Genomic DNA, 14632 nt, shown 5'->3' on the forward strand with positions numbered 1-14632 from the left:
TTTATATTAAATTTGTCCACTTGAACTTATGAATATTGGTATGATTTGTTTTCCCACTTATGGTGGAAGTGGAGTAGTGGCCAGCGAATTAGGAATCGCCTTGGCAAAAAAAGGGCATAAGGTGCACTTTATGTCGTACACGCAACCATTCAGATTAAATATTTTTAATCAGAATTTATTTTACCACGAATTTAGTGTGAATGACTACCCTTTGTTTGATTATCAGCCCTATGAAAGTGTTTTGGCTAGTAAAATTGTGGATGTGGCTATATTTGAAAAGCTGGATGTTTTGCATGTGCATTATGCAATTCCGCATGCCTCCGTTGCTTACATGGCCCAACAAATTTTATTATCAAAAAACATTAAACTTCCTTATTTAACAACTTTGCATGGAACTGATATTACACTAGTGGGTCGTGATCCGGCATTTGAGCCGATTATTTGTTTTTCATTAAATCACAGCAACGCTATTTCGGCGGTTTCTGAAAGTTTAAAGAGAGAAACAAGGGAAATATTTCATATTGATAAACCAATTGAAGTGGTTCCTAATTTTATTAATGTGAATGAGTTTTCGAATACTGTAGATATGGATTTAAAAAAATCTTATGCGCCGGATGGTGAAAAAATAATTGTACATGTTTCTAACTTCCGCAAAGTAAAAAGAGTAGATGACGTTTTAAAAGTATTTGATCAGATTCGAAAAAAAATTCCGGCTAAATTAATTTTGGTAGGTGATGGTCCTGAGCGCCCGAATATAGAAGCCTTGTGCCGTCATTTAAATACATGTAACGACATAATTAGTTTAGGAAAAATAAATAATCCAAAACAGGTTTTGAGTATCGCAGATTTATTTGTACTCCCATCTGAAACAGAAAGTTTTGGATTGGCCGCATTAGAGGCAATGGCGTCCGGGGTTCCTGTAATTAGTACAAATACCGGTGGTTTATCAGAAGTTAATATTCATAATCAAACAGGTTATTTATGTGATGTAGGTGATGTAACAGCTATGGCGAATTTCGCGATTCAATTGTTGTCGAATGATGATTTGTTATCAAAGTTTAGAATGAACGCATTAAAACGTGCTTCCGAATTTGATGTAAATAATATTTTACCGATGTACGAAAAAATTTATGCCAATCTGGTCAAGAAGGGAATTTAGCTTTTAGTTTTCTATAAAGCGATCTTTAATCTGGTGCTCTGTATTAATTATGTGATTTATGAATTTAATGATATTCAATAAATGCAGTTGTTGATTTGAAGAAGAGATTAAATGGTATTTTTCAGGATGCGTTAATTGTAAGGAGGATGCAACATTGTAAACCGTTAGTCCGGCAACAGTATCATAATCGATAAATTGATTCTGAACAGATCCAAAATAATTCACAACTACATCTTGCAAATTATTCAATTGAATTTTTTGATCAATATTTAAATAGGTAATTGTAGCAGCTCCATATAATTTTGGACTAAGAACAGGTGTGTAATCCACGAGTTTAAAAAGGTTTGTACCTTCAATTAAAACGTCCATTTCCCCATTAGAATACGTTTTAAGTACACGTTTAATTTTCACTTCACAACCATAATCCATAACTTCTCCCTTTTCAACATAAGTTACTGCAAAAGAAGCCAAATTGGAAAGGCAATCTTTTACCAGTTCCTTATAGCGTTCTTCGTAAATATAAAGCTTGGTAGTTTCACCGGGCAATAATACTATGCTCAACGGGAGCATGGGTAAGGTTAGTTGACTTGATTTCATAATGTATTGTTTTAATCAAAAACTGTGCTAAAAAATAAACAATCGTAATTTGTTTATTATACAATACGAAACCAACCTCAGAAACGGTTGGATAATTAACAAAATTTTAGCCTTAAAATATGCTTTTGCTTCAGGTGATGCTATACAATTATTTAATTAGCAACACTTTAATTTATTGTGTAATTCCAAGCTTTTTCGCAATGGCAGCCGGTATAGCCTTTTTGTGTAACACAATACTAGTGGTTTTATAAAGCACATAGCTTTCGCTGGCATACAAATAACCGTCGCATTGATTACTTTCTTTCCCCCAACTGTTTTTAATAATATAATAAATTGTACCATTTTGATCTTTTACCTGACCAACTGCGTGCATGCCATGATCATCTTGCGTTTCATAATTATCAAATGCTTTTTGACGCATTTCCTGAGTAATTACAGCTTGCGCCACCGGTTCTTTTGCTGCTTTAGTTCTATCTTCTGCTGATTTAAAAGGAACTTCCGGAACAATAGCTAGGCCATCAGCAAACATAAATCCTTTTTCGCTTACGTCAGCAGCCCAGCCCCAGGTATAACCATTCAAAATTGAAGTACTCATTACTTCTTTCAATTCATTTAAAGGAAGATTATACATGTGCTCCCAATTCCAATTATCCGGTACTTCTAATACAAATTTTGAATAGAATGGATGATGTGTGAAAGAAGTTAGGAATACATAATCATCGGGATTAATTCCGGTGGCCTGCGCATAGGTAAGGGGAGTATATTCTTTTCCCTTATACGTAAATTTTTCAGGTGATTTACCCAGATATTCATCACAGGCCATTTCAACTAAGTTATGCAAAAACTGAAAGTCGATATGTTGTGTTTCGGTTGCTGCCGGAGATAAAATATTTTTTAATGTGGTTTCTAACAAAGCATGATTGTGTTGAGCGCCTGCTTCTTTTTTTCCGCTGAATATTTCCTCTGGCATGGCTCCGTATTTTTTAAATACACTTAAGGCGTCGGGAAAACCGCCACCTTCACCAAAATTTGTTTTACCATGCATACGAATAAACTTATCTGCTTTCCAGCTATAGGCTTTTTTGGCAATATACATTTCACTCAGATTAAAATCCTTACCCTTACCCATGCGTATTAATTCACTTTCTAAAAAAGATAGAGAAGAAAAAGACCAACAGGTACCTGTCATATTTTGATTCTGAACTTCTGTAGCTTCCAAATTTTTGACAACAGTAAATTTATAATCGCTTTCTTTCTTATTTGATTTTTCTTGCGCTGATAGCTTAGCAACGCATACCAAAATAAATAAACTGTAAATTATTTTCTTCATATGTTCTGGTGTTTAATAAAGTTTAGCAAATATCTAATTTCAAAAATAGTAAACAAAATATAATGCAATATAAAATGTACTGAAAACGAAATTAAATGGCTTTTATCGTAAAGTGCATATAGAAAAACTGCAAAAAACAACAATATTGTTTTAATGATGATAACGGATAGTATTATTTCAGTATTTTTTTGAGCCGATTTGAAATTGAAAAACCGGATTAATGATAATATGGATAAGCTTATAAAAAAAATTAAACTCCACCACCAATCCGAGTTATGCGCAATGTATGTATAATGTAGAATTAAGGAAAAGGTTAGGGAAATAACAGTACAAAACAATGTTGTTACTAAACCTTTAGCCATTATTTTTTTGGTTTAATGAAATCTTTAAGCACCAAATACATGGCTGCGGTAATACCGAATAAACTTAGTAAAATTGTACAAATGGGTTTGGCGTTCTGATAATGTTCATCAAGCTTTTTACCTCCCCACGCAGATAAGCCTATGGTAAGTGCCATTTGTACAGCAATGTTACTGTACTTAATGTAAGGATTAGGCTGTTTTGGAGGCGGCATTTAATCCTTCGCCGGGTTGATTGATATTTTTCACTTTCGCGCCCATATTACAAGTACCATTGAATATAGCACCAGATTCTATAGCTAATTTGCCAGTAATAATATCTCCCTGTATCCGGGCCGTTTTTTTAAGCGATAAACTTTCAGAAATTTTAATAGTACCTTTAATTTCACCGCTGATATCTGCGTTTCCGGAAATTACATTACCTTCTATAACTCCCTGAGGGCCAAGAACAAATTTGCCATTTGTGCTTAAATTCCCAACTAAATACCCATCAATACGGATATCACCGTTTGAGTTAATGTCGCCAACAATCTTGGTTCCACCACCGATTAAATTAACTGAACCTGTTTCGGTGTTACTTTGTTTTCCGTTAATACCAAGCATAATAAAAGTTTGTGCAAATGTACAAAAATGGATGGTTTTGAGCCCTTAAATCCTACTGTTTTTGGGTGTTATTTAGGAATTTTTTGTAATTATCAGCATAAAACAAGCCATATCCTTCAATATTCTTCTTTTTATACAATACAGGCATATTGCTGCCCAAAATCGGAAAAACATCAATTAATTCCTTTTTAACATCTCCGGTGAATATATCTTTATCTAATTTAAAATTTTCCTGATACGTCATTACTTCTTGGGCATTTAAAAATGATTTTAAAATCACCAGTTGTTTTCCATCTTTAAAAATATTTCCGCTCATGCTAAATACTCGGGTTGAATAATATTTTTTATTGAATGCATCCATATTCAGTTTAAATGCGTTGGCAATTTTAGGGTCATCCGGAACAATGGCAATAAAAAAATGTTCGGCATCAAAGTTTACGCTAAATGTATCTGTTTTCATGTTTAAGTCGTCAGGCGAACGAAACATTTCTGGATGTTTTTGTTTTTTAATGGATAATAAAATATCATTGGCTAGTGGTGTAACCGTTGATTTGGGATATTGAGCAACTAATAATTTCAATCCAAATTCTAAGGTGTCGGTCCCGTGCAATTTTCCCAAACTCATGGCCTTGATGAATTCAAACTGCGGACGATAATCATGCTTCCCGAACTTATTTATGCCTTCTTCTGCCAGGGTATAAGCGGAAGTGAAATCTTCTTTCTTATAAGCTGCAAACACCTGCGTGTAAAATTGTTCGGCTTCACTTTGACGTGAATTTGCTTCTTCAGCATATTTTGGATTTTTAATGAGCAAGGCAAATTCACTTTCCGGAAATTCAGTCAATATTTTTTCTTTGTATTCATCTGCCAGGTCATTTTTCTTTTCCGATTGATAAATCCGGTATAATGTATAATAGGTATTTAATAAATATTTGTTTTTCGGATAACGTTTGTTTAGTTCTTCAAAAGTATAAATCGCCTTTTTATTATTTTTCAGTTCTTCTTTATAAATGGATCCGGATAAATAGAAAGCTTCAATAATTTTATTATCACTAATTTTTATTAAAGAATCATTTAAGGGTAAATTTTTCTCAAATAACTCTTTAATTTTTTTCGGATTTTTAGCAATACTTGAATCTATTTTTGTTATTAAAGTGTTTTCGGTATTGCTATTATCCATGCTTAAGGCTTTGTTTGATCTTCTCCAGTTTTCTTCATAATTTCTGTTACCCCATCTTTTTGTGAATTCAGAAATACCAAACGCCACCGTATTTGGATTATAAAAATAAAAAGAAGCAGCATTATTATTTGTCTCTGCATTATTTTGGTTAGCGGCATTGACAATAGGACTGTTGTTATTGCTTAAGGCTTGCTCTTTGAGCTTTCTTTTTCGTTCTTCTTCTTTTTCAATATTATCAATTACTTTAAAAATGTAAGCATCCCGCTCACTTTCGCTCATGCGCGCTACACGTTGCAAACTATCCTCGTTTTGAATGGTTTTAATTTGCGTGATTAAAGTTTCTAAGGTTTTTTTACGGGCAACAATTACCTGATAATCCGGATGATCTTTAGGCAAAGTAACCACAGCACTATCGTAATAAGAGCCGGAAGGTTGATAATTTGCTCTTTCAAAATTAATCTCTGCCAGTTTTAAATAAGAAAGTGCTTTTTGCGTTTGATTAACTGAACTGGTTTGCACCGACCGCTTATAATAATGCTCTGCTTTGTCAACATGTTTTTCTTTTTCTTCTATATTACCCAGGGTATAAAATATCACATCAAAATAATCGCTGTTTTTAAATTCGCGCGACATTTTTAATAAATCTTTTTTAGTTTTTTCAGAATTGTTTCTTTTTACATCCAACAAACGCGCAATATTTATTTTGCTGTAAAAAACCAACTCGTAATTGGGTTTTAATTTTATGGTCTTTTGGTAGTATTGTATAGCCCTCTTATTTTCTTTTTGTTCTTCGTATAACTGCGCTATAATAAAACTGTATCGGGCTCTTTTGCTTTTAGGAACTCCGTTAAACATATTGGTATTTCTTACACAGGCCATCAACTGGGTGGCTGCTTCGGTGTATTGTCCGCGGCGGATATAATAATCTGCTCGTATGGCAGGCAATTCATTTTTTACTTTTTTAGGAAGTGTTTTTTCGTTCTTCAGCAAGCTTATCATTTGTTCGGAATTACTTACCGAGCCTATTTCATTATTTACTTTGGCAATCCAGGCCATGGCAACAAACTTATCTTTGGAGGTGTTAAATGTGCGCGCTACGTATTCAAAAGATTCTAATCCGCTGAAAATTTCTCTTTTATAAAACTGTGAAATACCAATATTAATCCAGCAATCATCAATCCATTTACCGGAAGAAGGAATTACTTCACCCTTTTTATCTTTAATGGCGTGCCGTTGTATACAATAAGAAGATTTTTTAATGGCTTTATCAAATTCGGCAAAAGTAGCTTTAGCCTTTTGTTGTTCGGGATAAATAAAAACCGGAAGAATTTTAGTGAAGTTGTCTTTATTGTTTTTTTCAATCTTGTATATCCCTTCATTTATATTTTCACAAGCATAATAATAACCATTATACCTTGCGGTAAGGTTATGATATCCTCTGCTCACCACCGTATTGCGTTTTGTACTGCAGGATGCCAGAATAAGGCCCAGTAAACTATAAATGGCTATTTGTTTCAGCATTTAAAAAGTATAACGCAAATACGTAGCAATTAGTGTGTTAAAAATTGAGATTATACCAATGAAATATCAAATTGTACCAATTCCACAAATTCCTGAATTCGCTCATCTACATCTGAATTTTTTAAACCAATTAAACGCTCTGTTCCAAAACGTTCAACCGTAAAACTCGCCATGGCGCTACCAAAAATAATGGCTCTTTTCATATTCTCGAAACTGATATCTTTTGTTTTAGCTAAATAACCAATAAATCCACCGGCAAAACTATCGCCTGCACCTGTTGGATCATACACTTCCTCTAATGGTAAAGCCGGCGCAAAAAATACTTCCTCTTTGTTAAAGAGTAAGGCTCCGTGCTCGCCTTTTTTAATTACCAAAACTTTAGGGCCCATTTTTAATATTTTTTGGGCGGCCTTTACCAGGCTGTATTCACCCGATAATTGTCTGGCTTCTGAATCATTTATGGTTAAAACATCAACCATAGCAATCGTTTTCATTAAATCTTCCATGGCAATATCCATCCAAAAATTCATGGTATCCAATACAATTAGTTTTGGTCGTGTGGTTAATTGTTTAATTACACTTTGCTGTACCGCAGGAGCGAGATTACCCAGCATTAAAAAATCCGGACTCTTACTGTTTTCAGGAACAACAGGGGTAAAATGTTCCAAAACATTCAATTGAGTTTCTAAAGTATCTCTTGAGTTGAGGTCGTTATGGTATTTACCACTCCAAAAAAAGGATTTTTCGCCCTTTTTTATTTCGAGGCCATCTAATTTTACTCCTTGGGCTTGTAAAGTTTTTAAAAATTCATTGGGAAAATCATCTCCGATAACGGATACCAATTGAATATCTCTGTGAAAATAAGAGGCGGCCAATGAAATATACGAGGCAGCGCCGCCAACAATTTTATCGGTTTTTCCGAACGGAGTCTCAATGGCATCAAAAGCAACCGTTCCAACAACTAATAGGCTCATGTAAAAGGTTTTAAATTTTGAGTAAAGTTATTGTTTATTTCGAAAAATGGTAGTAATATTGCAACCCTAATCAGAAAAAATCAGGTTTGCGCTTTGATTGAAGAAATTAGCGCAAATTTGAGAAAATTCCTTCTTAGCTCTCCCGATTAAAATCGGGATGGTTAGAGTGGAAAAGATTCCTTCTTAGCTCTCCGCCGCGGCGGATGGTTAGAGCGGAAAAAAATTCCTTCTTAGCTCAGCTGGTTAGAGCACATGACTGTTAATCATGGGGTCCCTGGTTCGAGCCCAGGAGAGGGAGCAACCCTGAAGCAGAATAAATTCTCTTCAGGGTTTTTTGTTTGAACATGTTTTTCGTCTATATTTTATATTCCCAAAAGCTTTCAAAGTACTATATAGGCACAACTGATAATATACAGGAACGATTAGTGGAACATAACCAAGGAGAAAATCGGAATTCATTTACTTTAAGAGGTCGACCCTGGGAATTATTTTTTTTAATTGAAGGTTTGGAAAGTAATCAAGCTTACGAAATAGAAAAACATATTAAACGAATGAAATCTTCAAAATTCATTGAGAATTTAAAGAAATATTCAGAGCTGGCGTATAAGCTTAAGGGGAGGTATAAATAGGGGTCCCTGGTTCGATCCCGATAGCTATCGGGACAGGAGAGGGAGCAAAAAGAGAAACGAAAGTTTCTCTTTTTTTGTTTTGGCCTGGGCGAGAAGTTTATCCCGCTGATGTAAGAAGCGGGAAGCCCAGGAGAGGGAGCAAATGAAAGCTTTGTAATTATTGAGTGACAGATTTTTTGTTTTAGAGATGAAGTGGAGTCACATAAAACAATGCGGCCTATTTTAAATATACGCAATGTGCACGTGTAAATTACCTTGAGAGCGCGGGTATAAATACCACTGATCCTGAAAATAAAAACAGCTTTGCGGTTGCCCATTCTTCCTGCCAATTTAAAGCGCCCTTAATTTTTCCCGGTTCCATAAAAATAATAACAAGTGTCGACTGGTTTAAAAACACCAGCCTGCAAACAATTATAAAATATACAATACAGAAAGCGATTTGGGAAATTAGATTAATTGGGCAAAAAAATTGATAGATTATGCGACTCGCCTTCCTTTAAACGATAATAGGCAAAATTTGGCCGATCAAATGTAACAGCATAGGAATGACTATTCTTAGTTTTAGCAGAAAAATAAAACTTTCCATTTGAATCTGTTTGGGTAATTAATGTGGCTGTTTCTTTATTTTTATAAATATCAATCAAGTAAACTCCTTTATTTGGCAGTGGCTTCCAATTAACATCTTCAACTTTTCCCTGACATTCCGTGTTTTTATGACAAAAAGTAAAAAATAGGATAAAGAAAATAGGTAAGCAAATATGCTTGAAAATACTATGTAATGTTTTCATAGATTAAAGTTTTAATTAGTATTTATTGAGCTAAAAAAAAATCAATTTTATTAATTTCGCCTTTCAATATTACGACACTCCCTGTGCGAGTAAACTCCGTACTTAAGACATAACTTCGATCCCTTTTGGATTTAAAGGTAAAGTTATAATTTCCGACTTGATCTGAATAGAATACTTTCTTGGATAAAGTTACCCCTGCTCTAATTTCCCTAAATGTTATTTCTCTATCCGGTACGGAGGTGGCACCATTAAGTAAATAAAGAGTTCCGGAACATTCTGTTTTTTTCCCACAAGAACACAACAATGAGATTAACACCAAAAGGAAAAATATCGTTTTCATAGTATAACTATTTTTTTAAATATGGTTTCGAATGTAACATTTTAGGAAAATTACCTTTATTACTGTGGTAAAATAATATCTTTTCGGTATTGTTTTCCGTGTTCAAGTGTAAAATACCCGTATCCTTCTGTCCCAAAAGTTACATAATAAGAATGACTTCGTTTCGTTTTTATTGTAAACTGATAATTTCCGTCGATGTCAGAAGTTGTTACAATTTTAGTTTTATTCTCAGATTTTTTTGAATCTGTTAAGTAAACGTTTTTGTTGGGAAATGGATTGAAATTTTTATCTGTTATTTTGCCGGAACAACCAGTTTCTTTTTCGCATGAGATTAAAACGAAAATCACAGATATTAATATACTAAATCTTTTCATGCAATTTACTTTTAAATTTGTTATTTATAAATGAACAAATCAAATTTATTGTTTTCGCCATTTATTAATATTATTGATTCGTAACAAGAATCACAGCCTAATGCATAAACTTTATTTTTTTTAGCGTTAAAAGAAAATTGATAAAACCCAGCAGAATTTGTTGTAGCAACAATATTCTTTGAGGAATTGAATCTGTTTGATACTGATTCCGACATATAGATAGGTCTGTCAGGAATTGCTTGCCCTGTTGTGTAATATAATGTACCTGAACAATTTGTTTTTTTTTGACAAGAAAACAGTAATAAAGAAAACAGAATTAGGATTAAATTTTCATTCATAATATTACTATTTTTTTAAATATGGTTTCGCCGGAATTTAATGTGAACTTAATTATATAAGTACCGGTATTGATATCAATTAGCTTAATGATTTTACTTTTAATTAGTTTGAGGGGGGGTAAACGTTGTTTTCATAAAAATGGATTGGTATAACGAATATAGTACAAATTTTTTATAAAACAAGTTTAATGAGATAAGCTTGTCCTTTTAGAATCAACAAAACTTTCTCATTCGTAATGATACGCGATGCGTGACTTTTTATCTGTAACCTTTTTTTATTTTCTGAATTACAATTAAAAAGAAGACTTATGAAAAAAATATTCGCAATTATTATACTGGCAAATTTCACATTATTAAAATCCCAGTCCTTAATTCCAAATGCTAAAATGGCCTTGTTAAATGGTACGGTTACAAATTTTAAAGGGAAAATTTTGGCCAACGAAATTATTTTTTTTGCCAATGAAAAAAACAAATCACTCTACAAAGCACACACTGATGCGCGCGGAAAATTTCAGATTTTAATTCCGGTGAATGCCGTTTATGCTTTGAAATACAAAAATTTTACAAGTGATGTGGAATACACCAAAATGAATGTGCCGGCTGATGCCGATGCAACTTATAAGGTGCAGATTAAAATTGATCCGCCCAAAGATTATATTTTAAGCAATGTTTATTTTGACACCGGAAAATCAAGTTTAAAACCCAGCTCAAGTAAAGCGCTGAATGATTTAGTGGAAGTTTTGAAGTTAAAATCGAGCATGGTTATCGAAATTCAAGGACATACGGATGATGTAGGCCAAGCCGGAGATAATTTACGTTTATCGCAACAACGTGCGGAAGCCGTGAAAACTTATCTTAGCCAGAAAGGTATTGCAGCTAAACGAATACGGGCGGTTGGTTACGGTTCATTGGAGCCTATTGCAGATAATTCAAGCGAGGAGGGCAGATCGAAAAACAGAAGAACCAGTTTGAAAGTGATCAGCGAATGAACTAGTGTGAACCCCAACGGTAACTGGGATTTTCTAAACCCGCTAAATCAATTATACGGTTAACTACTGTCATTGCTACTTCATCAATCGATTTTGGGTTATTGTAAAATGATGGCGAAGCTGGACAGATAATTGCTCCTGCTTCGGTAACGGTCTTCATGTTGTTGATGTGAATTAAACTTAAAGGCGTATCGCGTGTTACTAAAATTAATTTTCTTCGTTCTTTTAGAATAACATCGGCTGCTCTGGTGATTAAATCATTACTGATTCCTGTCGATATTCTGGCCAAAGTTCCCATGCTACACGGACAAATAATCATAGTATTGTATTGGGCTGAACCGCTGGCAAATGGTGCATAAAAATCCATTTTGCTGTATAATTTTACGCCCTCCGGTAATTGAAACTCCTCCTGCAATTCTTCTTTCCAAACCGTGTTAGCATTATCACTCATCACCAAAGCCAATTCTTCAATTTGATTATTTAAAGCGCCAAGACGATGTAAAAGTAATTTGGCATAAATACTTCCGCTGGCACCGGTAATGGCTACCACCATTTTATTTTTCTTCGGGTTCACGATTTTTTTTCTTTAAGTCGAGTTTATATCCAATCATAAAGGTAAGCACATTGTTGTATAATCCCTTATTAAAAAATGCGGCAACGGCATTGGGGTAAAATACGGCATTGGCAATTACCCCGTAACTTCGAATGGGCGTAATGGAATTGGAGGAACGTACTTCTACAAAAAATTTCTTTTTGATTAATTTACCCAAGGCAATATTCAAACCCAGTTCATAATTCTCAAAGGGATAAACACCGGTCCAATCTCCTCTTTCCGTTTCTTCGTAATATGAAATTAAGTAAGCAAAAGATGGACCACCACATAAATAAAAATCTTTATTCAGCTGTAAGTTGAGTGACAAAGGTAAATCCAGATAATTCAGATTCACAAAGTAAAAACTATAATCGTTTTTTTCGGGATTGGGATTGTGGCGCGAGCCTTTTTGAGAAAAATAGAAACCCTGATCTATACTTAATCTTTTACTCAATCGGGCATTTACCGATAAGCCACCAAACACACCGGCTTTATTAAATCCGTTGTAACTGTCGCCATGTATTTGCGCGCCGTTTAAACCAATTGCGGGACGCAAAGAAAAAACATTTTCTTTTTGGTCTTGCGCAAAAGCGTTCATATTTGAAATGAGGAGAAACAGTGCCCCTAAATAATACGGACAAAAAAAGTGACGGAGAATATTATTTTTCTTTTTTATCAATTAAAATTTATATCCGAATCCAATGGCAAAAGTTGAAATAATTTGGACACGCGGACCAAAAATATCATTCTTATGATCATACTTACCATCCTGATTCCAATCGCGTTTTATAGTAATATCATCATCATATAACATTTGAGATATGATTGTAGCCGTAAAATATTTATTCAGTTTAAAAGTGATTAAGTTATTAAACACGATGTCAATATTTTCGGGATTGTTCATGTAATTCGAGAATAAATCGAGATAAGAGTCAACGTTTACATGTTTTCCAATGTCTTTTTTAAATTTCAAAATGAATCTTCCTCCAAATTCCGTTCTGGTTTTTTTACCCGGAGTGATTATTTTTCCGGCAGTATCCAAAACGGCTTTTTCCACACCGTAGGCGCCGGCATCGGCCAGGTATTGTCTGTCAACCACGGTTATTTTTCCGGCAAGAGGTGCAAAAGTAGCGGTGAAATATTGTGTTGGTTTAAAATCAAGACCAATGGCCAACTGAATATATCCGGGCGACATAAAATCAGAAGTAGCATCGCCTGCAATAGAATCGCCCACATAATTATAACCCGGTGCTAATTGTGAACGAAAATCGGCCTGTGCCGCATAAAACCAATATTTATTAAATGCATTGAGATTATATTTGGTGACAGCAAATAACTGATCAATATTCTTTTTAAAAATTTTGGCTTCACCGGGTTTTATTAATCCGTATTGCGCATCAATTTTATTCAGCCAATAATGTTTTCCTTTTTTGTATTCTAATTGCGCATTGATAATGGCATTGATGGCCACATTGTCTTGTCCACCACCTTGCCAATTACTTAATGCCGTTTGGCTGGCATTTAAGCCGAGAAATCCGGTAGATTTCCAAGAGGTGTCTTTTTGCGTTTTGGTTTTTAAAGAATCGGGATTTGCATTTTGCCCCATGGCAAAAATGGAAATTAAACAGAAAAGCAGTGCGGTTTTTTCATTTTAAGTATATGTTTTTTTTATGTTGTATAAAGTATCGCGTTCAACAGGAATGCGATTTACATTTTGAATGAGTTCCACTAATTGTTCGGTAGTAAGTTTTGGATTTTGTTCTTCGGCGCCGGCCATGCTGTAAATTTTGGTGGTATCATCAATAGTTCCGTCTAAATCATCTGTGCCGAAATTGAGGGAGAGCTGTGCAGTTTTTCTCCCAATCATAGCCCAATACGCTTTAATGTGATCAAAATTATCCAAATAAATTCGGGAGATGGCGTAATTTCGCAGGTCTTCAATTACACTCACTTCGGGCACATGAGCCATTTCGTTTTCCTTATTGCGAAATTTTAGGGGAATGAAGGCATTGAATCCTTTAGTTTTGTCTTGCAATTGTCTTAACCTGTCCATATGATCAATGCGATGTTCAAAGCTTTCTATATGTCCGTACAGCATGGTTGCGTTAGAGAAATTTCCCATTTGGTGCCAGGTTTCATGAATTTCAAGCCATTCTTCCGCTGTACATTTACCTCCGGCAATTTGGTCGCGTATTGTTTTATCAAAAATTTCAGCGCCTCCTCCGGGTAAACTGTCTAATCCTGCATTTTTCATAATTTGCAATCCTTCTTTATAAGAAAGTTTTGCTTTTTTAAATATGTAATGAAATTCAACCGGGGTTAATGCTTTAATGTGTAAATCGGGACGGTGTTCTTTAATTCGTTGAAATAATTCGGTATAAAATGCAAGATCTTGTTTAGGTACTACGCCTCCCGTGATATGTACTTCAGAAACATTTTTTCCATCGTATTTTTTAATGATGTCCATTATTTCATTCACGCTCAATTCCCATCCGTCTGTTCTGTTTTTTATTAAACGAGAGTAGGAGCAGAAGGAGCAGGAGTAAACACAAACGTTAGTGGGCTCTACATGAAAGTTGTGATTAAAATAAACCAAATTGCCATTTTTCTTTTCCCGAATAAAATTAGCCAGTGTTCCTAAGAAACCTAGTTCACCATGCTTATATAAATAAACGCCCTCTTCAAATGAAATGCGTTGTTGAGCTAATACTTTATTTGCAATTTTTTGCAGCGTATCATCGAGGCCTTTGAATAGGGAGGGATTTAAGTTTTTAGCAGGTGCAATTGACATGGGTTAAAGGTAAGAAATAGATAAATAAAAAAACCCCCGTTGCAACGAGGGTTTTTTAAAATGTTTAA

The 14632-nt window shown here is 34.4% G+C and carries 17 protein-coding genes and 1 tRNA gene; 4 read left to right on the forward strand and 14 right to left on the reverse strand.

What is annotated here, in order from left to right:
• Nucleotides 1–28 precede the first annotated feature (28 nt).
• Entirely contained in the window at nucleotides 29–1159 is a 1131-nt protein-coding gene (gene bshA, locus IPM51_03100; GenBank protein MBK9283285.1) for an N-acetyl-alpha-D-glucosaminyl L-malate synthase BshA, read from the forward strand.
• Nucleotides 1160–1162: 3 nt separating this feature from the next.
• On the opposite strand, the gene IPM51_03105 is transcribed toward bshA, so the two are convergent.
• The 6 genes from IPM51_03105 to IPM51_03130 all read right to left on the reverse strand — a co-directional run bounded on the left by IPM51_03105 (nucleotide 1163) and on the right by IPM51_03130 (nucleotide 7723).
• Nucleotides 1163–1756, reverse strand: coding sequence for an LON peptidase substrate-binding domain-containing protein (locus IPM51_03105; GenBank protein ID MBK9283286.1), 594 nt, complete (start codon nucleotides 1754–1756; stop codon nucleotides 1163–1165).
• A 172-nt stretch (nucleotides 1757–1928) separates the two neighbouring features.
• Nucleotides 1929–3086: an aminopeptidase gene (locus IPM51_03110; protein ID MBK9283287.1), complete on the reverse strand. Its 1158-nt coding sequence runs from the start codon at nucleotides 3084–3086 to the stop codon at nucleotides 1929–1931.
• Nucleotides 3087–3447: 361 nt separating this feature from the next.
• Nucleotides 3448–3660 carry an AtpZ/AtpI family protein gene (locus tag IPM51_03115; protein ID MBK9283288.1) on the reverse strand — a complete coding sequence of 71 codons (213 nt, stop codon included), beginning with the start codon at nucleotides 3658–3660 and terminating at the stop codon, nucleotides 3448–3450.
• Complete coding sequence (locus tag IPM51_03120) at nucleotides 3638–4048, reverse strand: polymer-forming cytoskeletal protein (protein ID MBK9283289.1); 411 nt, start codon at nucleotides 4046–4048, stop codon at nucleotides 3638–3640. The genes IPM51_03115 and IPM51_03120 overlap by 23 nt, the downstream gene beginning before the upstream one ends.
• Nucleotides 4049–4100: 52 nt before the next feature.
• The gene (locus IPM51_03125; protein MBK9283290.1) at nucleotides 4101–6749 is read right to left on the reverse strand and encodes a tetratricopeptide repeat protein; all 2649 of its coding nucleotides are present in this window, start codon (nucleotides 6747–6749) and stop codon (nucleotides 4101–4103) included.
• Between the two features lie 50 nt (nucleotides 6750–6799).
• The gene (locus tag IPM51_03130; GenBank protein ID MBK9283291.1) at nucleotides 6800–7723 is read right to left on the reverse strand and encodes a bifunctional hydroxymethylpyrimidine kinase/phosphomethylpyrimidine kinase; all 924 of its coding nucleotides are present in this window, start codon (nucleotides 7721–7723) and stop codon (nucleotides 6800–6802) included.
• A gap of 224 nt (nucleotides 7724–7947) precedes the next feature.
• Between IPM51_03130 and IPM51_03135 the strand changes: the two genes are divergently transcribed.
• Nucleotides 7948–8021: transfer RNA gene (locus IPM51_03135), tRNA-Asn, on the forward strand.
• 46 nt (nucleotides 8022–8067) lie between these two features.
• Entirely contained in the window at nucleotides 8068–8352 is a 285-nt protein-coding gene (locus IPM51_03140; protein MBK9283292.1) for a GIY-YIG nuclease family protein, read from the forward strand.
• 452 nt (nucleotides 8353–8804) lie between these two features.
• On the opposite strand, the gene IPM51_03145 is transcribed toward IPM51_03140, so the two are convergent.
• Genes IPM51_03145 through IPM51_03160 form a run of 4 tightly spaced genes read right to left on the reverse strand, consistent with a single transcriptional unit; the run spans nucleotide 8805 to nucleotide 10192 of the window.
• On the reverse strand, nucleotides 8805–9140 hold the full coding sequence (locus tag IPM51_03145; GenBank protein ID MBK9283293.1) for a hypothetical protein: 336 nt from the start codon (nucleotides 9138–9140) through the stop codon (nucleotides 8805–8807).
• Nucleotides 9141–9162: 22 nt separating this feature from the next.
• Nucleotides 9163–9480, reverse strand: coding sequence for a hypothetical protein (locus IPM51_03150; GenBank protein ID MBK9283294.1), 318 nt, complete (start codon nucleotides 9478–9480; stop codon nucleotides 9163–9165).
• Between the two features lie 59 nt (nucleotides 9481–9539).
• Nucleotides 9540–9854: a carboxypeptidase regulatory-like domain-containing protein gene (locus IPM51_03155; protein ID MBK9283295.1), complete on the reverse strand. Its 315-nt coding sequence runs from the start codon at nucleotides 9852–9854 to the stop codon at nucleotides 9540–9542.
• Between the two features lie 20 nt (nucleotides 9855–9874).
• Nucleotides 9875–10192 carry a hypothetical protein gene (locus IPM51_03160; GenBank protein ID MBK9283296.1) on the reverse strand — a complete coding sequence of 106 codons (318 nt, stop codon included), beginning with the start codon at nucleotides 10190–10192 and terminating at the stop codon, nucleotides 9875–9877.
• Nucleotides 10193–10500: 308 nt separating this feature from the next.
• Here IPM51_03160 and IPM51_03165 point away from each other — a divergent pair, with 308 nt between their 5' ends.
• Nucleotides 10501–11181 (forward strand): OmpA family protein, encoded by a 681-nt coding sequence (locus tag IPM51_03165; GenBank protein ID MBK9283297.1) that lies wholly within the window; start codon nucleotides 10501–10503, stop codon nucleotides 11179–11181.
• 1 nt (nucleotide 11182) lies between these two features.
• Here the strand turns inward: IPM51_03165 and IPM51_03170 are convergent, their stop codons facing one another.
• From IPM51_03170 to mqnE, 4 genes are all read right to left on the reverse strand, one after another.
• Nucleotides 11183–11734, reverse strand: coding sequence for a UbiX family flavin prenyltransferase (locus tag IPM51_03170; protein ID MBK9283298.1), 552 nt, complete (start codon nucleotides 11732–11734; stop codon nucleotides 11183–11185).
• 1 nt (nucleotide 11735) lies between these two features.
• On the reverse strand, nucleotides 11736–12371 hold the full coding sequence (locus tag IPM51_03175; GenBank protein MBK9283299.1) for a PorT family protein: 636 nt from the start codon (nucleotides 12369–12371) through the stop codon (nucleotides 11736–11738).
• 81 nt (nucleotides 12372–12452) lie between these two features.
• Nucleotides 12453–13379 carry a DUF3078 domain-containing protein gene (locus IPM51_03180; protein ID MBK9283300.1) on the reverse strand — a complete coding sequence of 309 codons (927 nt, stop codon included), beginning with the start codon at nucleotides 13377–13379 and terminating at the stop codon, nucleotides 12453–12455.
• A 45-nt stretch (nucleotides 13380–13424) separates the two neighbouring features.
• Nucleotides 13425–14564 (reverse strand): aminofutalosine synthase MqnE, encoded by a 1140-nt coding sequence (gene mqnE, locus IPM51_03185; protein ID MBK9283301.1) that lies wholly within the window; start codon nucleotides 14562–14564, stop codon nucleotides 13425–13427.
• Nucleotides 14565–14632 lie beyond the last annotated feature (68 nt).

The sequence above is a fragment of the Sphingobacteriaceae bacterium genome (assembly GCA_016715905.1).
GTDB lineage: Bacteria > Bacteroidota > Bacteroidia > B-17B0 > Aurantibacillaceae > Aurantibacillus.